Origin of the sequence: Actinomycetospora flava (genome assembly GCF_037400335.1) — a bacterium.
In the GTDB taxonomy this organism is placed as follows: domain Bacteria; phylum Actinomycetota; class Actinomycetes; order Mycobacteriales; family Pseudonocardiaceae; genus Actinomycetospora; species Actinomycetospora flava.
On sequence record NZ_JBBEGM010000008.1, the window covers coordinates 38,079 to 60,694 of the forward strand.

Consider the following 22,616-nt stretch of genomic DNA (forward strand, 5'->3'; position numbering starts at 1 on the left):
GAAAGTCGATGGCACCCACGGCGGTCAACGGCAACGGCACCAGCCGCGAGCACGAGGTCCTCCACCGGGCAGGCGGCACGCAGCGCAGCGGAGCTGCCGCGCCGGAGGCCGCAACGGCACCGGCGGGCCGCAAGGCCCCGGACCCACGCCCCGTCGACCTCGAGGCGGCTCGCGCGGCGCTGCGCCTGGCCCTCCCCGAGCCGGGCAGCAAGTTCAGCCAGGACGACGAGTTCTGCGTCGTCGCCCAGCCCGACGGCACGTGGGGCGAGTACCGCTTCCACGACTACGACCGCATCTTCGGCGTCCCCGGGCTCTACGAGAAGATCTTCTATGACGTCCTGGGCTGCGACTCGCCGCGGTTCATGGTCGGCCTGCTGGGTGAGGCCCTGGCCACCGCGGGCGACGAGGCCTCGGCGCTGCGCGTCCTCGACCTCGGCGCCGGCAACGGGATCATGGCCGAGGAGCTCGCCAAGATCGGCGTGGCGCACTCCGTCGGCGTCGACATCCTCACCGAGGCCCGCGACGCCGCCCTGCGCGACCGGCCCGGCCTCTACGCCGACTACGAGGTCGCGGACCTCACCCGGCTCCCCGCCGCCCAGCGGGAGACGCTGGCCGGACACCGGCTCAACGCCCTCACCGTGGTCGCGGCCCTGGGCTTCGGCGACATCCCGCCGGCGGCGTTCCGCACGGCCTACGACCTCGTCGCGCCCGACGGCTGGATCGTCCTGACGATCAAGGACGCGTTCCTCGAGGACACCGACACCACGGGCTTCGGCGGCATGATCGGCGAGTCGATCCGCTCCGGTGCCCTCGAGGTGGTGCGCCGCGAGCGCTTCCAGCACCGTCTCGCGACCGACGCCAGCCCCCTGCTCTACGAGGGCATCGTCGCGCGCAAGCGGGGCGCACTCGCGGGCTGAGACCCCGCGCTGAGACCTCGCTCTATGACTCGCCGGTAACCGTGTGACCCAGCTCCCATCGGGGCACACTCCCCGTCGGGGCGTGTCGGCGCGGCACGCCCGGAGTCGACGTGGAGGTAGGTCGCCGACATGACCCTGGAGCAGCACCGCACGCAGCCGCCGACCATCCCGGACGGCGTCGGTGTCGACCTCGCCCGCTCCCTGGAGTCGATCGTGCCGGCCGAGGTGCTGGCCGAGGTCGACCCGGCCCTGTGGGGCCGGACGGTCGTGCAGGTCGCCCAGGGCCTCGCGACGCACCCGGCCGACGTCGGACGGGTCGTCGCGGGGCACGCGGCGCTCGCCGCGCGCATCGGCACGGCGACGGTCGCGCGGCTGTTCGGCTCGACGGCCGACGGTCCGGTGCCGATCGAGAAGGACGGCCGGTTCAAGGACCCGACGTGGGAGGAGAACCCGGCCTACTGGGGGCTGCGCCAGCAGTACCTCGCGCTCGTGGCCACGCTGCACGACCTCGTCGACGCCGCGGGCCTCGACGAGTCGTCGCGCGAGCGGGCGCTGCTGCTCGCCGACGTGCTGAGCAGCCTGCTGTCGCCCACCAACCTGCTGCCCGGCAACCCCTCGGCGCTCAAGCGCGCGTTCGAGACCGGCGGGACGAGCGTGGTGTCGGGGTTCCGGCAGATGCTCGACGACCTCGCCACCAACCAGGGCCGCCCGCAGCAGGTCGACCGCACCAACCTGCGCGTGGGCCAGGAGCTCGCCGCGACGCCGGGCAAGGTCGTCTACCGCAACCGGCTCATGGAGCTCATCCAGTTCGAGGCGCAGACCGACGAGGTCCACGAGATCCCGATCCTCGTGAGCCCGCCGTGGATCAACAAGTACTACGTCATGGACCTGGCGCCGGGCCGCAGCTTCCTCGAGTGGGCCGTGCAGCACGGGCACACCGTGTTCGTCATCAGCTACCGCGACCCGGACGAGTCGATGGCCGACACGGGCCTCGACGACTACCTGGAGCTCGGCGACCTCGCCGCGCTCGACGTGGTCCAGGAGATCACCGGCGCGGACAAGGTCAACCTCGTCGGTCTCTGCCTGGGCGGGCTGATGGCCACGATCGCGACGGCCATGCTGCACGCGCGGGGCCAGGGCGACCGCATCAACTCGCTGACCCTGCAGAACACCCTGCTCGACTACAGCGACCCCGGGCCCGTCGCGAGCTTCGTCGACCCGGAGATCGTCGAGCGGCTCGAGCGCAAGATGGCGAAGACCGGCTACCTGCCATCGGAGTCGATGGCGGGCACGTTCGACCTGCTGCGCGCCAACGACCTGATCTTCAACTACGTCGGGCCGAACTGGCTGGAGGGCAAGGCCCCGCCGGCGTTCGACATCCTGGCGTGGAACGCGGACTCGACGCGGATGCCCGCGAAGATGCACGCCTTCTACCTGCGGCACTTCTACCTGCAGAACGAGCTGGCCCGCGGCGAGCTCGAGCTGCTGGGCGAGCACCTCTCGCTGAAGTCGATCACGAACGACACGTTCATCGTGGGCGCGGTGAACGACCACATCGCGCCGTGGCGCACGTCGTTCACCTCGACCGGCCTGCTCGGCGGCGACGTCACGTTCACGTTGAGCAACGGCGGGCACATCGCCGGCGTGGTCAACCCGCCCGGCACGAAGGCCAAGCACTGGATCGGCACCGTCGGCGGCACCTCCGCTCCGGACGCGGACACCTGGCTGCAGCGGGCGAGCGAGGTCCAGGGCTCGTGGTGGGAGCCGTGGCGCGACTGGATCGCCGAGCGCGGCGGGGGCATGCGCACGCCGCCGCCGGTCGGGTCGGACGCCCACCCGCCGCTCGGGGACGCGCCCGGCTCGTACGTCCTCGGGACGGCCTGAGCACGGGGCGTGCTGCGTGGCGTGCGAGGAGCAGGTGGGTGACCTGCGCCTCGACGGTGTTTCGCCTGTTGAACGCTGGGTAACGGCGAGGGCCGATCGGTCGATCCACGGTTGACGAGAGCGCGCGCGCTCGTCACCGTGTTGCAAGGAGCGCATCTGCATCGCGCCTCCTGCAACCGGACCGACCGTTGCCCTTCACCGCCCGAGGGTGTTGCCCGATGAACCGCCACGCCTCCGTCGCCCTCCGCCGGAAGGTCGACGACGCCGTCGGCCCCGCCTTCGACCCGGTGTTCCTGCGCCTGGACCTGCTCCTGGCCAGCCGGGAGGCGCGCTGCCCCTGCGGCTCGTGCGCCTCGCGCGTCGCCGAGCGCCTCGAGCGTCTGGTCGCCTCGCTGCCGGAATCCTGACGTGACCGGCGCCATCGCCGTACCGCGTCGACCCGGGAGCGCTTGGTAAACTGAGCGCCGTCACCGACGACGCGGAGGAACCCCCATGGCCACCCCCACCGCCGACCCGAGCATCGACCAGGTCCGCGAGCGGGCCGTCGACATGCTCACCCAGGTCCAGGAGGCCGGGCTCCGCTTCGCGGGCTCCGTCGCCGAGTCCTGGACCGCGGCGCTGCAGAACGTCCCCGGTGCCGGGGCCGTCACCGGCGCCGGGTCCGCGGCCGGTCTGCCGCGCACGCCCGGCGAGGCCGTCGACCGGTTCTACGACACCGGGGTGCAGATCCTCGAGGCGCAGCGCGCCGTCGCCCACCAGGTGATCGACGCCGTCGCCCCGGCGCTCCCGGCGTCCGTGCGCGCGACGACGTCGCCGCGCCGCTAGGACATGGCGGGCCCGGCCGGGGCGTGGGAGGACCACCGTCGCGCCCTGGGCGGGTTCATCCGCAGCCAGCGCAAGCTCGCGCGCCTGTCGCTGCGGCAGCTCTCCGCCCTGAGCAACATCTCGAATCCGTACCTGAGTCAGATCGAACGAGGGCTGCACGAACCCTCGGTGCGCGTGCTGCACGCGATCGCCGAGGCCCTCGACATCTCGGCCGAGACCCTGCTGCTGCAGGCCGGCCTGGTGCGCGAGCACGCCGGGGGTACCCCGGCGGAGGCCACGGGGCCGAGCGAGGCGTCCACGGAACGGGCGATCCGCGCCGACCCCCGGCTCTCCGACGCGCAGAAGGAGGCCCTGATCTCCGTGTACCGGAGCTACACCGCGGGAGGCACGCCGTGAGCGCGCTCCCCGTCGACGACCCCGGTCCCGATCCCGTCCCGGCCGGGCGCCCGGAGTGGGTCGGCGACCTCGTCGTCGCCGCGCACCGCCTGCACGTCGCGCACCGGCCGGGCGCGCCCGGGCGCACGCCGCTGGTGCTGGTCAACGGCATCGGCGCGAGCATCGAGTTCCTCGACCCGCTCGTGGCGGCGCTCGACCCGGACCGTCCGGTCGTCCGCTTCGACGTGCCCGGGATCGGCGGCTCGCCGCTGCCGTGGGTGCCGCTGCCGATGGCCGGGCTCGCGGGACTGCTCTCCGGCCTGCTCGACGAGCTCGGGTACGCCCGCGCCGACGTGCTCGGCCTGTCGTGGGGCGGCGGGATCGCGCAGCAGTTCGCGCTGCAGCACCCCGACCGCACGAACCGGCTCGCGCTGGTGAGCACCGGGACCGGCGCGATGATGGTGCCGGCGCGGTTCACCGTGCTCGCCAAGATGCTCACGCCACGCCGCTACAACGACAAGCGCTACCGCCACGACGCCGGTGCCGAGATCTACGTGGGCGAGGACCAGGCCGCGGTCGACGAGGTGTTCGGCCGCGCGCGGAAGGTCGCGTTCCGGGGCTACCTGTTCCAGCTCATGGCCCTGATGACGTGGACCAGCCTGCCCGTGCTGCCGTTCATCACGGCCCCGACGCTGGTGCTCGCGGGGCGCCGCGACCCGGTCATCCCCGTGGTCAACGCCCACCTCATGGGCACGCTCATCCCCCGCGCCACCGTGCACCTGCACCAGGGCGGCCACGTCGGCATCCTCACCCGCCCGCACGAGCTGGGTCCGGTGCTCGAGGACTTCCTGGACAATTGAACGCCTGCCAATAGGGTGCGGGCATGACCGACTGGCGGACCTGGGTTCCCGAGCACCTCACCTACCCGGAGGTCGCCGTCGGGGCTCTGCTCGACGGCGCCGCGCGCCGCTACGGCGAGCGGGTCGCGTTCTCGCACCACGACCGGACGCTGACGTTCACGGGCCTGTGGCGCGCCGCCTGCGGGCTCGCCCACCACCTGCAGGCGCAGGGCGTCCGACCCGGCGACGTCGTGGGCGTGCACCTGCCCAACGTGCTGTCGTACCCGGTCGCCTACTACGGGATCCTGCTGGCGGGGGCGACGTTCACCCCGGTGAGCCCGCAGCTGCCGGCCGAGGGGGTCGCGGCGCAGCTGGAGGACGCGCGGGCCGTGGCGGTGGTGGGGCTGCGAGCGAGCGCGCCCATTCCGTTCATCCCCACCGACGGCGTCACCGTCGCCGACGGGGCCGAGGCCGAAGAGGCGCCCGTGGTCGACCTCGACCCGACCGTGGCGCGCGCGCACCTCGCCTACACCGGCGGCACCACGGGCAGCCCGAAGGGCGTCGTCCTCACCCACGCCAACGTCGTCACCAACGTGCTGCAGTACGCCTGCCACGGCAGCGGGTCGCGCCCGGCACCCGGCCTGGGCGGCGACGTCGGCCTCGAGCAGGTCGGCCCGCCCGAGGAGTGGCCGGTCCGCCTCGGCGAGGGCACCGGCATCGCCGTCGCGCCGTGGTTCCACGCAATGGGCACGATCGGCGGCATCGGCGTCGCCGTGGTCTCCGGGGCGACGAGCATCGTCCACGAGCGCTTCGACCCGGCCCGGCTGCTCGCCGACGTCGAGACCCACCGGGCCACGACGGTGTCGGGCGCGCCGCCGCTGTTCCACGCCCTGCTCGCCCACCCCGAGGCGGCGGGGCGCGACCTCACGTCGGTCCGCACGGTCACCTCGGGCGCCGCGCCGATGCCGGTGGCGCTCGCGCAGCGGATCGCGGAGCGGATGCCCGAGGCGGTCATCGTCGAGGGCTACGGCATGACCGAGGCGACCATGGGGCTGACGATGGGCGCCACGGCCCGCTCCGCGCACCGCCGGATCGGCACCGTCGGCGTCCCCGTGCCCGACACCGAGATCGTCGTCGGGCCGTCCCCGGGCGAGCCCGCGGGCGTGGGCGCGGCCGGCGAGGTGTGGGCGCGCGGCCCGCAGGTCATGGCCGGGTACCTGGACCGCCCGCAGGCCACCGCGGAGACGCTCGTGGACGGCTGGCTGCGCACCGGCGACATCGGCGTGCTGGGCGAGGACGGCCAGCTCGAGATCGTCGACCGCGCGAAGGACATGCTGCTCTACAAGGGCTACAACGTGTACTCGCGGGAGCTCGAGGAGCTGCTGGTCGCCCGGCCCGAGGTGGCGTCGGCGGCGGTCGTCGGACGGCCGGACGCCGCGGTCGGCGAGGAGCCGGTGGCCGTCGTCGTCCCCGCGCCCGGCCACGAGCCCACCGCCGAGCTCGGTGCGACGCTCGCGTCCGCCCTCGACGAGCGGGTGGCGCCCTACAAGCGGCTGCGTGCCGTGCACCTCGTCGCCACGCTGCCGGTCTCGGCGGCGGGCAAGGTGCTCAAGCGCGAGCTCCGCGACCAGCTGGACGGCGCGCTCGGGGAGCCGGTCTGGCGCCGTGAGCAGGGCTAGAGTGTCCGCATGGCCCGGATCCGCATCGTGCGTGCCGCCGACGGACGGCAGTGGATGGTGCGCCAGAAGCTCGAGTGGACCGACCCCGCCACGGGGGAGGACTTCGAGCACGACATGCAGGGCGGCCGGCTCGCGGCCATCGGCATCGTCTCGATCATGGGCCTGCTGTGGGTCGCGCTGCTGGCCTGGTGGTTCACGGGCAGCCAGGGCGTCGTCGTCCCGGTGTGGGTCTGGCTGATCCTGCTCGCGATCCTGCTGTTCTTCCCCGGCCGGTGGGTGCTGCGGCGCCCGCGCACGCTGGTCGCCGAGACGCCGGGCGGCTCCGACGGGTCGGCGCCCGAGCGCTGGGTGGGCTGGGTGCGGGGCACCGCCGCCGCGCGCGAGGAGATGATGCAGACCGTGCGCAGCCTCGAGACCCGCGCGACGCCCGCCTACGCCGACAGTCCCCTGCAGCCGGTGAGCTGACATGCCCGAGCTCCCCGAGGTCGAGGCCCTCGCCGAGCACCTGCGCACGCACGCGCTCGCCCGGCCCGTCGCGCGCGTCGACGTCGCGAGCATGACGGTGCTCAAGACCTTCGACCCGCCGGTGTCCGCGCTGGTCGGGCGGCTGGTGACCGGGGCGTCGCGGCACGGGAAGTTCCTCGACCTCGAGCTGGAGGACACGCAGCGGAGCGGAGCTGGACCGTCGACTCCGCTCCACCTCGTCGTGCACCTGTCCCGGGCGGGCTGGCTGCGCTGGCACGACCAGGCGTCGGCGACGCCACCGAAGCCCGGGAAGGGCCCGCTCGAGTTCCGCGTGCACCTCGAGACCGTCGGCGGCCCCGGGTTCGACCTCACCGAGGCCGGCACGCAGAAGCGCCTGGCGGTGTACCTCGTCGAGGATCCGCAGCAGGTCCCGGGCGTCGCCAAGCTCGGGCCGGACGCGCTGGCGATCTCGCGGGCGGAGTTCGGCGAGCTGCTGGACGGGCGCCGGGACACGAAGCGCAGCGGAGCTGGACCCATCGGGTCGATGCGGCTCAAGACGCTGCTCGCCGACCAGCAGGTCATCGCCGGCATCGGCAACGCCTACTCCGACGAGATCCTGCACGTCGCGAAGCTGTCGCCGTTCGCGGCGGCCGGCAAGCTCGACGCGGAGGCGGTCGACCGGCTTCACGCCGCGATGGTCGGCGTGCTCGCCGACGCGGTGGAGCGCGCGGTGGGCCAGGACGCGGCCCGTCTCAAGGGCGAGAAGCGCTCCGGGATGCGGGTGCACGCCCGCACCGGCCTGCCCTGCCCGGTGTGCGGGGACACCGTCCGGGAGGTCTCGTACGCCGAACGGTCCTTCCAGTACTGCCCCACCTGTCAGACACAGGGCCGCGCGCTGGCGGACCGTCGGCTGTCGCGTCTGGTCAAATAGCTGCCGTGCCCAGCTGGTTGACCGATCCGCGCCTCCTCGCCGCCGTCGGCGTGCTGGTGGCGCTGGTCATCGCCGTCCTGGTCTACCGGCGGGTCAAGCGGCGCAACCAGTTCGCCTCCCCGCTGGAGCGGGCCACCTTCTCCACGCTGCACACGGTGTCGCTGGCGGCGCCGGCGCTGCGCGAGGGCCTCTCGGAGGGCTCGGCGCAGTTCGCGGTGCCCTACCTGCGCACGCTGCTCGACACCGAGGCCCTGTCGATGACGGGGTCGGACTGCGTCCCGCTGGCCTGGGACGGCGAGGCCGAGCACCACAGCCTCGACGTGCGCCAGTACGCCGAGAAGGTCATGCGCACCGGCCGCCAGCAGGTGGCCAGCCGCAAGGACATCGAGTGCGGCTCGCAGGACTGCCCGGTGCGCGGCATCGTCGTCGTGCCGCTCGAGGTCGACGGCAACGTGGCGGGCACGCTGGCCGCGGTCAGCGCCGACACCCCGGGGCCGGTGCTGCTGCGCGCCTCGGCCGAGGTCGCCCGGTACGTCTCCAGCCAGCTCGAGCTCGCCGACCTCGACGAGTCCCGCGCCCGGCTCAACCGCGCCGAGGTCCGGGCGCTGCGCGCGCAGATCTCGCCGCACTTCATCTACAACGCGCTGAACACCGTCGCCTCGTTCATCCGCACCGACCCCGAGCGGGCCCGCGAGCTGCTGATGGAGTTCGCCGACTTCACCCGCTACTCGTTCCGGCAGGCCGGCGAGTACACGACGCTCGCCGACGAGCTCAAGAACATCGACCGCTACCTCGCCCTCGAGCACGCCCGGTTCGGCAACCGGCTCAACGTGAAGGTGCAGGTCGCGCCCGAGGTGCTCTCGGTGGTGCTGCCGTTCCTGGCGCTCCAGCCGCTGGTCGAGAACGCCGTGCGCCACGGTCTGTCGGGCAAGCCCGGCGGCGGCACCGTGTCGCTGACCGCGGAGGACTCGGGCGCCGAGTGCACGATCATCGTCGAGGACGACGGCGTCGGCATGGACCCGCAGGCGCTCAAGGAGGAGAACCGCGACGCGCACCTCTCCGGCGCGCACGTCGGGCTCGGCAACGTCGACGACCGGATGCGCTCGGCGTTCGGCCCCGACTACGGGCTCGTCGTGGAGACCGAGCGCGGCGCCGGCACCAAGATCATCCTGCGCGTCCCCAAGTTCCGGGCGGGCGTTCGCGTCTAGCGGGCACACCCGGGGTGGGGGGTGCGGCGTGCGGGGTGCGCTGGGGGGCCGAGGGACTCCCTGAGTGCGTGTCAGGCAGCGAGGGACGCCCTCGCTGCCCACCGAGCGCCAGGAACCCGGTTGATCACGACCTCACCCGGGCGGCGGCTAGCCTCGGAGGCATGAACCTGCGCTTCGGCCCGGCCCTGTCCTCGGTCCTGCCCGGTCCCCTCGCGGCGGCGACGGGTCAGCGCACGGTGAGCGTGGTCCGCCTGCAGGGCGTGATCGCGGCGACGACCGGCCCGGTGCCGCGGGCGGTCATCAACATCACCGCGGTCGAGGACGCCCTGCGCCGCGCCTTCACCGCCGACCGGGTCGACGCCGTCGCCCTGATGATCAACTCGCCGGGCGGGTCGCCGACCCAGTCCGCGCTGGTCGCCGACCGCATCCGCGGGCTCGCCGAGGAGCACGAGGTCCCGGTGCTGGCGTTCTGCGAGGACGTCGCCGCCTCGGGCGGGTACTGGCTGGCCTGCGCCGCCGACGAGATCTACGCTCACCCGACGTCGCTCGTCGGCTCGATCGGCGTCGTGTCTGGCGGGTTCGGGCTCACCGGGCTCATCGAGCGCTACGGTATCGAGCGGCGGCTACACACCGCAGGCCAGAACAAGGCCCGCCTCGACCCGTTCCAGCCCGAGAAGTCCGAGGACGTCGAGTGGCTGCTCGGGATGCAGGGCGAGCTGCACGAGATGTTCATCGAGTGGGTCCGCGCGCGGCGCGGCAGCGCGCTGGCCGAGTCCGACGACCTGTTCACCGGCGAGGTCTGGACGGGCCGCAAGGCCAAGGAGCGCGGCCTGATCGACGACCTCGGCACGGCCCGCGAGGTCCTCGGCCGCCGCTTCCCGGACGCCGAGCTGACCACCGTGGAGCCGCGCCGCCCGCTGCTCGCGCGCCTCGGGCTCGGCGGGGTCGCCGCCCCGTTCACCGCCCCGAGCGCGATCGCCGACCCGGTCGGCTCGGCCCTCGACTGGATCGAGCACCGCGCGCTGTGGAGCCGGTTCGGGCTCTAGGGATCCTCCCCACCGTCGCCCGGTCGGACCTACCCTCGGCAGGTCGGAGCGCGCTCGGCGCGGGGAACGGGAGGTGGTGGACCGTGCCGGTCCCCGGCGTCCCGTGGGGCGGACGCGACACCTCGGTCCTGAGCCACGAGCTCATCCACCGCTGGATCCACGACGGCGCCGACCCCGCCGCGCTCGACTCGGCGCGCCTGCGCCACGCCGCCCGCGGCGAGGAGCTCCGGGCGGCCGCCCAGCGCCTCGAGCGCGCCCACGGCCAGCTGGGCGCCTCCTGGCGCGGCCGGGACGCCGAGGCCGCCGCCTCGCACGTGCGCACGCTCGTGGCCCGCATGAGCCGCCTCGGGGACGCCGTCACGGGGCAGGCCGGCAGCCTCCAGGGGGTCCGTGACGCCCTCGCGCGCGTCCAGTCGCTCGTCGCGCCCCCGCGCGCGCCGGCCCTGCCGGTGCTCGGGACGTCGCCGGCCACGCCCGGCCTCGCGGGCGCCCTGGCCGCCGGCGGCCCCGCCGACGGCTTCGGCACCTTCCAGGCGGCGCAGGCCGAGGAGCGCGCAGCTCAGGGCGCCTACCGCGCCTACCTCGAGCAGACCGGGCTGGCGGCGCGCGGCGCCCCGTCCGCCGTCGACGGCCTCGCCGGGCGGTCGGCGCTCGGCGCGGCCCCGGAGGCCGGCGGCACGGCCCGGGGCGCCACGGCCGGGCCCGGCGGTGTCCCGGGCGGCGGGGGCCCCGGTGGCGCGCCGGCGGGCCGCGGCGGCGTGCTCGCGCGGGCCGCGGCGCCCGCGGCCGCCTCTCCCGGCGCTCCCGGGGCCGGTGGTGGCCCGCCGGGGCGTGCTCCCGGCGGTGTGCCCGAGGCGGCGCGGCCCGGCACGGTGGGGCGGTTCGTCTCGCGGCTGCTCGGCGGACCGGGGGGAGCGGGCGGACCGGGCGGACCGGCGAGCGGTGGAGCCCCGGGCGCGGGGGCCCCGGGACGGCCGGCGCCGCGCGCCGGGCCCGGCGCGGTCGGTCCGGGCGGTCCCGTCGTGCCCGGTGGTCGCGGCACCGCGGGTCCGGGCACGCCGGGGGGCCGGGCCACGGCGGGTCCCGCCGGCACCGCGCCGCGGAGCCCCGCGCACCCGGTCGCGCCGACGGCCGCGGACCGCCTCGCCGGGGGCGGACCCGGGGCCGCGGGCCGCGGCGCCACGCCCGAGCGCCGCCGCGAGGAGCGCGAGCCCCCGGACCGCGGCGCGGCGGCCGAGGCCGGCGCCGAGGAGCCGTGGCGGGGGTCGGACGGCCCGGGCAGCACTCCCGGACCGACCGGACCGTCCCTCGCGGGCCCGTCGGTCGGCGTGGGCGGCCACGACGTCCCCGGCGTGCCCGGCGGTACCGCCCCACCCCCGACCCACGCGGGCACGGCGGGCACGGCGGGTGCCGGGAGCCCGGACGTCCCGATGATCCCGCCCACGGCCGGGGCCGCCGCCTCGTCGCCGCTGGAAACCTCGGGCGGCGTGCGCCACCCCGAGTACCTGGTGGACGCCGACCCCTGGCGCGACCCGGCCGACGACCCCGACGAGCGGCGCCTCGTCACCCCGCCCGTCATCGGGGAGCAGGACGGCCGGTGACCGGTGTCGTGCTCGACCGTCACGAGCTGCTGTGGGTGCTCGAACAGTGCGGGGCCGGGTGGCCCTACCCGCTGCGCCCGGTGCACTGGTCCGCGGAGACCGACGCGGAGGCCCGGCGCCACCGCACCGCCACCGAGCAGGCGCTGCGGGCCCGCGGCCTGCTCGAGCCCGCACCCGCCCGGATGCTGCTCGACGCCGGGCAGGCCGTGGCCGGCTGGGCGCTGGCGGTCGACCTCGTCCGCCGCGACGCGACGGCCCCCGTCGCCGCGGTCGCGCTGACCGACGGGCGCACCGCGGCGCTGCTCGAGTCGCCCGAGCACGCGCAGGCCCCGGTGCGCGTCACGCCGTGCGCCCCCGACGGGCTCGCCGAGGCGGTGTTCGCGCTGGTCCCGCCCGTGCCGCCCGGCAGCGGGCCGCCGGTGCCGGTCCCGGCGGGCACCCTGCCCGGCGACCTCCCGACGACGCAGCGGACCGCGCGGGCCCGCGACGTCGCCGAGGACCTCCTCGCGACCGTCACCGCCGTCTCCCAGGTCGGGGTGGCCGACCGTCGTGACGGCGTCCCCCGGCGTCTCGCCGCGCCGCTGTGCTGGCTGGACGGGCCCCGCGGGCGCCACGTCCTGCGCTCGCCCCCGCCCTCCCCCGCACCGTCACAGCGCCCGTCGCTGCTGGTTCCGGCAACCGGCGGACAACTGCTGACCGACATCCGTACCGTGCTGACCGACGCCGCCGTGCCGCGTCCGTCCGGAAGGAGCACCGCATGAGCACGCCCGAGGGGGGTGGTCGTGCCGGTGAGGCGTCCATGCGCCCGGACGAGACCCGCGCGTTCGCCGGCAAGGTCGACGCCCTCGAGCAGGGGGTCACCGAGGCCCAGGCGGCGCTCGACGGGCTCGCGGCCGAGTCGCTCGCGGTGGGCACCGGGGAGGACAACGCGGCGATCGCCGCGTGGTACCGGGATCTGGTGACGTCCGACACGGTCCCGGCCGCCCGCACGCTCGCCGCCGAGCTGGCCGAGCTGCGCCGTGCCGTGCGCGAGAGCGCCGCCGCGTGGGAGCAGGCCGACGCCGACGCCGCGTCCACGTTCCGCACCGATCCGGGCACCACCTGACGGCCCGAGGGCGGTGTCAGGGGCGTGTCGAGCCGGTGTGGAGGCGGTGTCGAGGCGGTGTCGAGGCCCCGAGATGTCGATCGACCGGCCCAACGCCGTCCCCCCGAACGGGTGGTCCTTCCCGCGACACCCGAGGTGAGCCGCGGCTCGCCGTGCCGACGCGCCGGACCACGGCAGGGTGGCGAGCCGATCGGGTCCTATCGTGGACGCGGGAACCTCGGCTGGGCAGGATGGCGTGGCAGTGAACACGAGTGAGAACGACGGCCTGGTGGTCCTCGCCGTCGATGACGAAGAACCGGCGCTCATGGAGCTCGCCTACCTGTTGGAGCAGGACCAACGGGTGGGCACCGTGCTGCGGGCCTCCGACTCGATCTCGGCGCTGCGGATCCTCACCGGCGGCGACCGGGTCGATCTCGGCGGGTTCTCGGGCGGCACCCCGCCGGCGGGCCTGCCGGCCCCCGCCAAGCAGTCCGACGTGGACGTGCTCTTCCTCGACATCCGCATGCCGGGTCTCGACGGGCTGGAGCTCGCGAACGTGCTGTCCCGCTACGTCATCCCGCCGTCGGTCGTCTTCGTCACGGCGCACGACGACCGCGCGGTGGAGGCGTTCGACGTCGGCGCGGTCGACTACCTGCTCAAGCCCCTGCGTCCCGAGCGTCTCTACGCGTCGCTGTCGCGGATCCTGTCCTCGCGCGGCACCACCGTGCCGGTGGAGCCCGCCACCGACGAGGAGAGCGACGACGAGGTGATCCCCGTCGAGCTCGCCGGCACCACGAAGCTGGTGCAGCGCTCGACGGTGCGCTGGGTGGAGGCGCAGGGCGACTACGCGCGCCTGCACACCACCGAGGGCAGCCACCTCGTGCGGATACCGCTGTCGGTGCTCGAGGAGCGCTGGTCGGACGCCGGGTTCGTGCGCATCCACCGCTCGTACCTCGTCGCGCTGCCGCTCATCACCGAGCTGCGCCTGGCCGGCTCCGGGTACGTCGTGCGGCTGGGCACCGGCGGCGACGTCGCCGAGCTGCCCGTCAGCCGCCGCCACACCCGTGAGCTCAAGGACCGTCTCGTCCGCTCGACGAAGCAGGCCTGGGGCCGACGATGACCTCCCCCGGCGGTCCGGCGCGGGCCTCGGGGCCGGTGCCGCGGGCCGCCGGGTCGGAGCGAGCCGTGGACGACGCGCCCCGGCGCCCGGCGGGCGAGGGGCTGCGCTCCGTCCCCGACCCGGGGCCCGACGACGCCGGGTCGGACGACCCCGCCCCGGACGACCCCGCGGCGGACGACGTGGACGGCTCCGGCGTCCGGGGAGACGGCCCGCGGCTCCCCGACGGCGTACCTGCAGACGACGGCGAGGTGCCCGAGGCGGCCTCGCCGGGGGACGGCGTCCCCGAGGGCTGGCCCGGCCAGGGACCCGACACCGGCACCGTTCGGCGCTCGCGGCCGTCCCGGGCCCCGCGGACGGCCGCCGTGGGCGTGCCGACCCCCCCGAGCCCCATGAACGCCGCCACCGGACCGACGCCGGGTCTCGGCACGGGCCCGACCCCCACCGGTGAGCAGCCCCGTCGCCCCGTGCCGCCGACCTTCCCGTCCCCGGGGCAGCCCCCGCCCGGCGTCGCCCGCCGCCACGGGCGGCACGCCCGCCCGGAGCGGCCGGGCGCGGTCCACACCCCGCCCTCGGGCTACCGGCCGCGGCACGCGGCGCCCGACGCCGAGACCGAGCAGTTCGCGGCGGCCCCGGTCACCGGGCCGGGCGGCCTCGGGCCGATGCCGCTGCCCCCGCAGGACGACGCCGTCGCCGCGGACGCTCCCGCGGCCGTCTCCGCCGTACCGGTCGAGGCCGCCGCGATCACCGCCGACACCCCGACCGCGGCGGCGGCGTCGTCGAGCGCCGCCCCCGGCGGGACCTTGCTCCACACCAGCCCGGGCCTCGTCGTCCCCCCCGTCACCGGGGACGACGGCGGCTCCGACCGCGTGCGGGTCGTGCTCGCCGAGCGCCGTGTGCCGACGCGCGCGGTGCGCACGGTCGCGGAGATCGAGCAGCAGACCGAGACCGGCGAGCTGCTGCTGCGCAACCTCCTGCGCGCGCAGCTGGCGCTCGGGCTGCGCCTCGGGCTGGTCGCGGTGTTCGTGCTCGGCGCGCTGCCCGTGCTCTTCCTCGTGCTCCCGCGCCTCGGGTCGTTCGAGGTCGCCGGCGTCAGCCTGCCGTGGCTGGTGCTGGGGCTCGCGCCCTACCCGTTCATGCTGCTCCTGGCCTGGCTCTACGTGCGCACCGCCGAGCACAACGAGCTCGACTTCGCCGACAACGTCGAGGACTGAGGTCGCCGTGGACACCGCGGGCATCGTCGCGCTCGCCGCCGTCGTGGTCGTCGGCGTCGTCACCATCGTCATCGGGTCGCTCGGTGTCCGCGTCGCGCGCACGACCGACGACTTCCTCGCCGCGTCGCGCACCGTCGGCACCCGGGCCAACGCCGCGGCGATCTCCGGGCAGTACCTGTCCGCCGCGTCCTTCCTCGGCGTGGCCGGCATCGTCCTCAAGGACGGCGTCGACGGGCTCTGGTACCCCGTCGGGTTCACTGCCGGGTACCTGGCGCTGCTGTTCTTCGTGGCGGCGCCGCTGCGGCGCTCGGGGGCGTACACGGTGCCGGACTTCGCCGAGGTCCGGCTCGACTCGTCGCTGCTGCGCACGGTCACGACGTGGTTCGTCGTGCTCATCGGCTGGCTCTACCTGCTGCCGCAGCTGCAGGCGGCCGGGCTCGCCCTCACGGTGCTGACCACCGCGCCCACCTGGGTCGGCGTCGTCGCCGTCGGGCTCGTCGTCACCGCGAGCGTGACCTTCGGCGGCATGCGCTCGATGACCTTCGTCCAGGCGTTCCAGTACTGGCTCAAGCTCACCGCGCTCGCCGTCCCGGCCCTCGTGCTGATCGGCGTGTTCACGCTCGGCTCGGCGCGCGACGACGCGCCCCCGCCGCCGGCGTTCACCGACGCCACGACGGTCGAGGTCAGCACGCCGGTGACGCTGCAGGTCTCGACGCCGGTGGAGGTCGGCGTGCGGGGCGAGGTGGACGGCGCGACGATCAACGGGTCGGTGTCCTGGGCGCCGGGCCTGCACACCGTCGACGCGGGGACCACCCTGCGCTTCCCGCCGGGCGCCGCGGTGCCCGTGGTGACCGACGCGGACCCCGACGGCGCGTCGTGGTCGGCGCCGCTGACCGGGTTCGGCGAGGACGGCCACTCGCTGCTCGCGACGTACTCGCTGATCCTCGCGCTGCTGCTGGGGACCATGGGCCTGCCGCACGTGCTCGTGCGCTTCTACACGAACCCGGACGGCCGGGCGGCCCGGCGGACCACCGTCGTGGTCCTCGCGATGCTGGGCGGCTTCTACCTGCTCCCGATCGTCCTCGGCGTGCTCTCGCGGCTCTACGTGCCGCAGCTGCTCGTCACCGGACAGACCGACGCGGCGGTCCTCCTGCTGCCCACGGCGGCGCTGCCGGGGTGGATCGGGATCGGTCTCGCGGCCCTCGTGGCGGCCGGGGCGTTCGCGGCCTTCCTGTCCACCTCGTCCGGATTGTTGCTCTCCGTCGCCGGGGTGCTCTCCACCGACCTGCTGCCCCGCCGTCTGGGTGACTTCCGGATCGCCGCGCACGTGGCCGGCGCGGTGCCGATCGTGGCCGCGCTGGGCGCCACGCGGCTCGACTTCTCCCTGACGGTGTCGCTCGCGTTCGCCCTCGCCGCCTCCACCTTCTGCCCGCTGTTGGTGCTCGGCATCTGGTGGAAGGGACTCACCGACCGCGGCGCCGTGATCGGCATGCTCGTGGGGGGCGGGGTGGCCGTCGCGGCGGTCGGGTCGACACTCGCGGGGGTCGCCCCGGAGGGCGCCTTCGGCGTGCTGCTCGCCCGTCCGGCCATCGTGACCGTGCCGCTGACGTTCCTCGTGATGGTGCTGGTCAGCCGCTCGACGCCGCACCGCGTACCGGCGAACGTCGGGCGCACCCTGCTGCGTCTGCACGCCCCCGAGCGCCTCGGCCTCGGGGACGCGCGGCGTGGCGCGCGCCCTTCCGCCTGAATCCGTCCTCGCCTGCCGTAACCTCCCGGCGACGCTGTGTGAGCAAATGCCACACGCCGTCACGTCCCGGAACGATTCGGACGAACGGGGAGGAGCGGGATGGATTCGCTTGCCGTCTCGACAGGTGATATCGCTGTGAGTAGTCACTCAAATGGGCTAATCGACGTGACGTACGGCGGTTTAAGGTTCGGCCCGATCGTGACGACCACGGACAACGCGGAGATCTCGTGAGTGCCACCGACGAAACGCCAGGTGGGTCGAGCGCGCTCGACGCCACGCCATCCGCCTACCAGGAGGTCCAGCGCTCGCCCGAGTTCGCGTCGCTGCGCAAGCGCTGGCGCGGCTTCATCTTCACCATGAGCGCGATCTTCCTGGCCTGGTTCCTGGTCTACGTGCTCCTCTCCGACTTCGCGCACGGCGTCGTCGACACCCGCCTGGGCAGCACCAACTTCACCGTCGGCCTGCTGCTCGGCCTGCTGCAGTTCGTGTCCACCTTCGCGATCGCGACGATCTACGTCCGCTTCGCCAACCGGAACCTCGACGACGACGCCGAGACGCTGCGGAAGCGCGTGGAGGAGAAGCTGTGAACACGCAGATCGGCAGCCCGGCACTCAACCTGGGCATCTTCGCGCTGTTCGTGGTGGTGACCCTGCTGATCGTCTACCGGGTCAGCCGCGCCTCGAACACCGCGTCGGACTACTACGCCGCCGGCAGCTCGTTCACCGGGCCGCAGAACGGCATCGCGATCTCCGGTGACTACCTCTCCGCGGCCTCGTTCCTCGGCATCGCCGGCGCGATCGCGGTCAACGGCTACGACGGCTTCCTGTACTCGATCGGCTTCCTCGTCGCCTGGCTGACCGCGCTGCTGCTCGTCGCCGAGCTCCTGCGCAACGTCGGCCGCTTCACCATGGGCGACGTCCTGAGCTTCCGGATGCGCCAGCGCCCGATCCGCGCCGCCGCGGCCGTGTCGACGCTGCTGGTGTCGTTCTTCTACCTGCTGGCCCAGATGGCCGGCGCGGGCGGCCTGATCTCGCTGCTGCTCGGGGTCAGGAACGTCCCGGGCACGCCGTTCGACGGGCAGTCGCTGGTCATCGCCGTGGTCGGCATCCTGATGGTCATCTACGTGCTCTACGGCGGCATGCGCGGCACCACGTGGGTCCAGATCATCAAGGCCGCCCTGCTGGTGATCGGCGCCGCCGTCATCACCGTGTGGGTGCTGGGCCTGTCCGGGTTCAACCTCTCGGCGCTGCTCGGCCAGGCCGTCGAGAACACCGGCAAGCCCCTGCTCGACGCCGGCAACCAGTACGGCAAGTCGATCACCACGCAGATCGACTTCCTCTCGCTGGCGATCGCGCTGGTGCTCGGCACCGCCGGCCTGCCGCACATCCTCATGCGCTTCTACACCGTGCCGACCGCCAAGGAGGCGCGCCGCTCGGTGCAGTGGGCGATCTGGATCATCGGCATCTTCTACCTGTTCACGCTGGTGATCGGGTACGGCGCCGCGGCGCTGCTGCCGCGGGGCACGCTGACCTCGGCCAACGTCAACGACGCCGCCCCGCTGCTCGCCTTCCAGATCGGCGGCACCCTGCTGCTCGGCATCATCGCCGCGATCGCGTTCGCGACGATCCTCGCCGTCGTGGCCGGCCTGACGATCACGTCCGCGGCCTCGTTCGCGCACGACATCTACGCGAACGTCATCAAGGACGGGAAGCCCGAGCCGGGCATGGAGGTCAAGGTCGCGCGCCGGACGGCCCTCGTGGTCGGTGTCGTCGCGATCGTCGGCGGCATCCTCGCCAACGGCCAGAACGTGGCGTTCCTCGTCGCCCTGGCGTTCGCGGTGGCCGCCTCGGCGAACCTGCCGACGCTGCTCTACTCGCTGTTCTGGAAGAAGTTCAACACCACGGGCGCGCTGTTCAGCATCTACGGCGGTCTGGCGATCTGCATCCTGCTGATCGTCTTCTCGCCGGTGGTGTCCGGGAGCGCGACCGCGATCTTCGGCGAGGGCGTCGACTTCGCGATCTTCCCGCTGCAGAACCCCGGCATCGTGTCGATCCCGCTGTCGTTCATCCTCGGCATCGTCGGCACGTTCGTCGGCGCGCGGGAGCCGGTGAACGAGGCCAAGTTCGCCGAGATGGAGGTCCGGTCGATGACCGGTGCGGGCGCGTCCCGCACGGCCGTCGACCACTAGCCGGTCCTGTTCGTGGAGCCCGTCGCCCTCCGGGGCGGCGGGCTCTGTCGTTCGCCTCCGGCGCGGCAGCTCTCCCTATCGGTGTGCTCCCCTGATTGCTTCGTGCCGCCACTGCTGTCATACGGACGACGTGATGGGATGGACGGCGTGAGCCACCCCGGACTCCCTTCGGTCGGACCCGGCGACATCCCGCCGGGGTCCACGCTGCTCGACGTGCGCGAGGACGACGAGTGGGCCGCGGGCCACGCGCCCGACGCCGTGCACCTGCCGATGTCGCAGATCACGGCGCGTCTCGACGAGATCCCGGCGGGACCGCTGGCCGTCGTGTGCAAGGTCGGCGGCCGGTCCGCGCAGGTGACGGCGTTCCTGGCCCAGCGCGGCCACGAGGCCGTCAACGTCACCGGCGGCATGCTGGCCTGGGAGGCCCAGGGACGCCCCCTGACCGCCGAGGGTGGCGGTCCCGCCGCGGTGATCTGAGGTGCGGCCGTGATCTGTCCGCGGTGCGGGCGGCCCCAGCCGCCGCCGGACTCGCCGGGTGCGCCCCGTGCCGGGGCCACGCGCTACTGCGTGCACTGCGGACGCGTCCTCGCCGGCGTGCGGTGGGTGGCCCTGCCGCCCGACGCGCTGCGCCCGCGCGAACCACGCCGGCCGCGCCGTCCCTACGCCGGCCCCCCTCGCTACGCCGCGACGCCGCGCTGGAGCCTGCGCGCCTGGATGCCGGCCCCCGCACCGGGCCCCGAGGGCGCGCTGCCCGCCCCGCCGCCCCGCGAGCCCGACGAGGTGCTGCGCGGGGCCGCGGAACTGCTCGTGCGGGTCGCGACGGCGACGCTCGTGCTCGCCGGTCTCGGTGCGCTCGCCGAGGCGTGGCGCTACGGGCTGCTGGTGGCGAGCCGCAGCTCGGCGCTGTCGTCGGGGCCGCTGGCGGTCTCGGACGGGCTCGTTACACTCGTGGGGCTGCTGGCACCGGTCGGGGCGCTCGCGACCGGCGTGCTGTTCCTGCGCTGGCTCCACCTCGGCCGGGAGATCGCCGCGGCCTACTCGGGGACGCGCCCGGCGCGTCGGATGTGGGCGGTCGTCGTCGGCAGCGTCCTGCCCGGCCCGAACCTCACCGTCCCCGGCGCCGCGCTCACCGAGCTCGAGCACACGGCCTCGGCGCTGCCCGCCGACACGCGTCCCCGGCCGTCCACGCCGGTGCTGCGCTGGTGGGTGGCGTGGGTCGCGAGCGTCGTGCTCGGCGTCGCGGCCGTGCTGCGAGGGCTCGGCGTGAGCACCCAGGCGCTCGCCGACTCGGTGCTCCTGCACGCGATCGCCGACGTCGCCGCGGCCGTCGCGGCGTGGGCGACGATCCAGGTCGTCACCCACCTCACCGAGCTGCTCGCGCCCGAGCTGCGGCCCGCGGGGCGGGAGGCGGTGGTGGGACTGGGGCCGTCGACCCGCGCCGAGTCGACCCCGGGCGCGGAGGAGTCGGGCGCCGAGGAGTCGGGCGCCGGGGAGTCAGGCGCCGCCGAGGACCGCGTTGCCGCCGGCGGCGGGCGGAGCGGTGGGGTCGGTACCGAGGTCGGGTGACATCTCGCGGGCGACGAAGTCCTCGACGTGGAAGAGGTTGTCGCCGGCCCGGCGGACGATGCGCAGGAGCGTCGTCATGGAGGCGACCTCCTCGACCTGCTCCTTGAGGTACCACTGCATGAACTGCTCGCCGAGGTAGTCGCCCTCGTCGCGGGCGGTGCGCGCCAGCGTCGCGATCTGCTCGGTGACCGTGCGCTCCTGGTTGAGCACCAGCTCCACGACGTCCTCGACGTTCGCGAACTCGGTGCGCACGTCGTCGATGCCCGGGATGGTGACGGGCAGGTCGTTGTCGAGCAGGAACTGCACCATGCCCATGGCGTGGTTGCGCTCCTCGAGCGCCTGGGCGTAGAAGTGCGCGGCGAGCTGGGGGAGGTCCTCGTCGTCGCAGTAGACGGCGGTGGCCGTGTACTGCTGCGAGGCGGTGAATTCGTTGCGGATCTGTGCCCGCAGCAGCTCGTGGAACTTCGACGTCGGCGCGGACATGTGGCCGAGTGTAGGCGGCGCCCCGAGCTCAGGTCTTGGCCGATCGCCGTCCGTGACGACTGCCATGGCGCTGGGAAGGCACCGCGGCGTCCGAATCGGGCAGCGGGATGGCGCCCGACCAGCCGAACTGCTCGGTGTGGATGCGCGCGTCCGGCACCCCGAGCTGCTCCAGCGCGGCGAGCGAGCCGGCGAGCACCGAGGGGGAGCCGCACACGAAGTAGTCGAGGACCCGCCGCGCGGCGGGCTCGTCGGGCAGCACCTCGGTGAGCAGGTCGGCGTCGATGCGGCGGCCCTCGGTGCGCAGGACGCGCAGGTCGAGGCGCCGGGCCAGCGCGGTGAGCTCGTCGGCGAACAGCGGCTCGGTGCCGCGCTCGGCGAGGACGAGGCGGTGGGTGCGGCGGTCGCCGCGGTCGGCGAGCGTGCGCAGCATGCTCATCATCGGCGTGATGCCGACGCCGCCGGCGAGCAGCACGAGGCCGGCCGCGTCGGGGGCCGCCTCGTCGGTGAACGAGCCGTGCGGGCCGTCCAGCCACACCTTGCTGCCGGTGCGCAGCGTCGCGAGCAGGCCGGAGAAGTCGCCCTGGTCGCGGACGGTGAGCTCGAGGCGGCCGGTGACCCGGGCGCTCGAGGCGATCGTGAAGGGATGCTCCTCGGTGCCGACCACGGCGCGCTTGAGGCGCAGCCACACGAACTGCCCGGGGGCGAAGCGCAGGCCGCCGCGGCGCAGGTGCACGGGCGCGAGCACGAGGGTGCTGACCGTCGGGCTCTCGCGCCGCACCCCGTAGACGACGTAGGCGCCCTGGCGGGAGAACAGCGGGCGCCACACCCAGCGGTGGGCGAGCACCCCGAGCAGCGCCAGGGCCAGCGCCGAGAGCACGACCCGCATGACGGGGTCGGTCACGAGGTTGCCCAGCCAGAACACGTGCAGGCCGGCGAGGACGAGCGCGGCGGCGGCGAGCAGGACGTGCAGGCGCGCCCAGATCTCGTAGCGGGCCCCGGGCCGCCGACCGCGGACCGCGACCAGCCCGACCAGCAGCAGCGCCGCCACCGACGTCCACCCGGCCTTCGCCGCCGAGGTGGCCTGGAAGGGGTTGAGCAGCTGCGGGTGGTTCGCGATCGCGACGCCCATGTGCAGCGCGACGAGCAGGATGGCCAGCGTCCCGAGCCAGCGGTGCAGGCCGAGGACCTTCTCGACCCCGAACGCGCGGGTCAGCGAGCGGACGCGCGAGGGCACGACGACGACCACGATCAGCAGGCTCAGGGCGAGCAGGCCCAGCCCGACGGAGAGCATGCCCGCCACCGACGTCCCGCCCGCCCGCGAGGCCATGAGGACCACCGGGACCACCACGAGAGCGGCGAGCACCGCGATCCAGAGCGCACGAGTCAGCTTTGCCGGCACGGCGCGGAACGGTAGGCAGTGTGGATCAGCGTCCCCGGCGCGTCTGAG

General features: G+C 74.6%; 23 protein-coding genes. 21 read left to right on the forward strand and 2 right to left on the reverse strand.

The window, feature by feature from the left end; genetic code table 11:
• The first annotated feature begins 8 nt into the window (after positions 1–8).
• The 21 genes from WCD58_RS19010 to WCD58_RS19110 all read left to right on the forward strand — a co-directional run bounded on the left by WCD58_RS19010 (position 9) and on the right by WCD58_RS19110 (position 20,686).
• Complete coding sequence (locus WCD58_RS19010) at positions 9–917, forward strand: class I SAM-dependent DNA methyltransferase (RefSeq protein WP_337704636.1); 909 nt, start codon at positions 9–11, stop codon at positions 915–917.
• Positions 918–1,046: 129 nt separating this feature from the next.
• Positions 1,047–2,801: a PHA/PHB synthase family protein gene (locus WCD58_RS19015; RefSeq protein ID WP_337704637.1), complete on the forward strand. Its 1,755-nt coding sequence runs from the start codon at positions 1,047–1,049 to the stop codon at positions 2,799–2,801.
• A gap of 218 nt (positions 2,802–3,019) precedes the next feature.
• Positions 3,020–3,208: a hypothetical protein gene (locus tag WCD58_RS19020; RefSeq protein WP_337704638.1), complete on the forward strand. Its 189-nt coding sequence runs from the start codon at positions 3,020–3,022 to the stop codon at positions 3,206–3,208.
• An 85-nt stretch (positions 3,209–3,293) separates the two neighbouring features.
• Entirely contained in the window at positions 3,294–3,626 is a 333-nt protein-coding gene (locus WCD58_RS19025) for a hypothetical protein (protein ID WP_337704639.1), read from the forward strand.
• 3 nt (positions 3,627–3,629) lie between these two features.
• The gene (locus tag WCD58_RS19030; RefSeq protein ID WP_337704640.1) at positions 3,630–4,022 is read left to right on the forward strand and encodes a helix-turn-helix domain-containing protein; all 393 of its coding nucleotides are present in this window, start codon (positions 3,630–3,632) and stop codon (positions 4,020–4,022) included.
• Complete coding sequence (locus WCD58_RS19035) at positions 4,019–4,861, forward strand: alpha/beta fold hydrolase (RefSeq protein WP_337704641.1); 843 nt, start codon at positions 4,019–4,021, stop codon at positions 4,859–4,861. The genes WCD58_RS19030 and WCD58_RS19035 overlap by 4 nt, the downstream gene beginning before the upstream one ends.
• Before the next feature lie 23 nt (positions 4,862–4,884).
• Complete coding sequence (locus WCD58_RS19040; RefSeq protein ID WP_337704642.1) at positions 4,885–6,519, forward strand: class I adenylate-forming enzyme family protein; 1,635 nt, start codon at positions 4,885–4,887, stop codon at positions 6,517–6,519.
• A gap of 9 nt (positions 6,520–6,528) precedes the next feature.
• On the forward strand, positions 6,529–6,984 hold the full coding sequence (locus tag WCD58_RS19045) for a hypothetical protein (protein WP_337704643.1): 456 nt from the start codon (positions 6,529–6,531) through the stop codon (positions 6,982–6,984).
• A gap of 1 nt (position 6,985) precedes the next feature.
• The gene (locus tag WCD58_RS19050) at positions 6,986–7,915 is read left to right on the forward strand and encodes an Fpg/Nei family DNA glycosylase (RefSeq protein WP_337704644.1); all 930 of its coding nucleotides are present in this window, start codon (positions 6,986–6,988) and stop codon (positions 7,913–7,915) included.
• A gap of 5 nt (positions 7,916–7,920) precedes the next feature.
• Entirely contained in the window at positions 7,921–9,123 is a 1,203-nt protein-coding gene (locus WCD58_RS19055) for a histidine kinase (protein ID WP_337704645.1), read from the forward strand.
• A gap of 161 nt (positions 9,124–9,284) precedes the next feature.
• Complete coding sequence (locus tag WCD58_RS19060; RefSeq protein WP_337704646.1) at positions 9,285–10,169, forward strand: S49 family peptidase; 885 nt, start codon at positions 9,285–9,287, stop codon at positions 10,167–10,169.
• Between the two features lie 83 nt (positions 10,170–10,252).
• On the forward strand, positions 10,253–11,770 hold the full coding sequence (locus WCD58_RS19065; protein ID WP_337704647.1) for a WXG100 family type VII secretion target: 1,518 nt from the start codon (positions 10,253–10,255) through the stop codon (positions 11,768–11,770).
• Positions 11,767–12,531: an ESX secretion-associated protein EspG gene (locus WCD58_RS19070; RefSeq protein ID WP_337704648.1), complete on the forward strand. Its 765-nt coding sequence runs from the start codon at positions 11,767–11,769 to the stop codon at positions 12,529–12,531. Before WCD58_RS19065 ends, WCD58_RS19070 begins: the two co-directional genes overlap by 4 nt.
• Complete coding sequence (locus WCD58_RS19075; RefSeq protein ID WP_337704649.1) at positions 12,528–12,875, forward strand: WXG100 family type VII secretion target; 348 nt, start codon at positions 12,528–12,530, stop codon at positions 12,873–12,875. The genes WCD58_RS19070 and WCD58_RS19075 overlap by 4 nt, the downstream gene beginning before the upstream one ends.
• A gap of 241 nt (positions 12,876–13,116) precedes the next feature.
• Positions 13,117–13,974 carry a LytR/AlgR family response regulator transcription factor gene (locus tag WCD58_RS19080; protein ID WP_133826645.1) on the forward strand — a complete coding sequence of 286 codons (858 nt, stop codon included), beginning with the start codon at positions 13,117–13,119 and terminating at the stop codon, positions 13,972–13,974.
• A gap of 65 nt (positions 13,975–14,039) precedes the next feature.
• A complete protein-coding gene (locus WCD58_RS19085; protein WP_337704650.1) occupies positions 14,040–15,185 on the forward strand; it encodes a hypothetical protein in 1,146 nt (381 codons plus the stop codon).
• A 7-nt stretch (positions 15,186–15,192) separates the two neighbouring features.
• Positions 15,193–16,932: a sodium/solute symporter gene (locus WCD58_RS19090; protein WP_337704651.1), complete on the forward strand. Its 1,740-nt coding sequence runs from the start codon at positions 15,193–15,195 to the stop codon at positions 16,930–16,932.
• Between the two features lie 227 nt (positions 16,933–17,159).
• Complete coding sequence (locus WCD58_RS19095; protein ID WP_337704652.1) at positions 17,160–17,519, forward strand: DUF485 domain-containing protein; 360 nt, start codon at positions 17,160–17,162, stop codon at positions 17,517–17,519.
• On the forward strand, positions 17,516–19,120 hold the full coding sequence (locus tag WCD58_RS19100; protein ID WP_337704653.1) for a monocarboxylic acid transporter: 1,605 nt from the start codon (positions 17,516–17,518) through the stop codon (positions 19,118–19,120). Before WCD58_RS19095 ends, WCD58_RS19100 begins: the two co-directional genes overlap by 4 nt.
• 138 nt (positions 19,121–19,258) lie before the next feature.
• The gene (locus WCD58_RS19105; protein ID WP_373696250.1) at positions 19,259–19,597 is read left to right on the forward strand and encodes a rhodanese-like domain-containing protein; all 339 of its coding nucleotides are present in this window, start codon (positions 19,259–19,261) and stop codon (positions 19,595–19,597) included.
• Between the two features lie 9 nt (positions 19,598–19,606).
• Positions 19,607–20,686 (forward strand): DUF4328 domain-containing protein, encoded by a 1,080-nt coding sequence (locus WCD58_RS19110; RefSeq protein ID WP_337704655.1) that lies wholly within the window; start codon positions 19,607–19,609, stop codon positions 20,684–20,686.
• On the opposite strand, the gene WCD58_RS19115 is transcribed toward WCD58_RS19110, so the two are convergent.
• Together WCD58_RS19115 and WCD58_RS19120 are read right to left on the reverse strand one after the other, a co-directional pair.
• Positions 20,615–21,169 carry a ferritin gene (locus WCD58_RS19115; RefSeq protein WP_337704656.1) on the reverse strand — a complete coding sequence of 185 codons (555 nt, stop codon included), beginning with the start codon at positions 21,167–21,169 and terminating at the stop codon, positions 20,615–20,617. The two genes, WCD58_RS19110 and WCD58_RS19115, sit on opposite strands and share 72 nt — an antisense overlap.
• Positions 21,170–21,197: 28 nt before the next feature.
• Positions 21,198–22,568 (reverse strand): ferric reductase-like transmembrane domain-containing protein, encoded by a 1,371-nt coding sequence (locus WCD58_RS19120; RefSeq protein WP_337704657.1) that lies wholly within the window; start codon positions 22,566–22,568, stop codon positions 21,198–21,200.
• Positions 22,569–22,616: the final 48 nt, after the last annotated feature.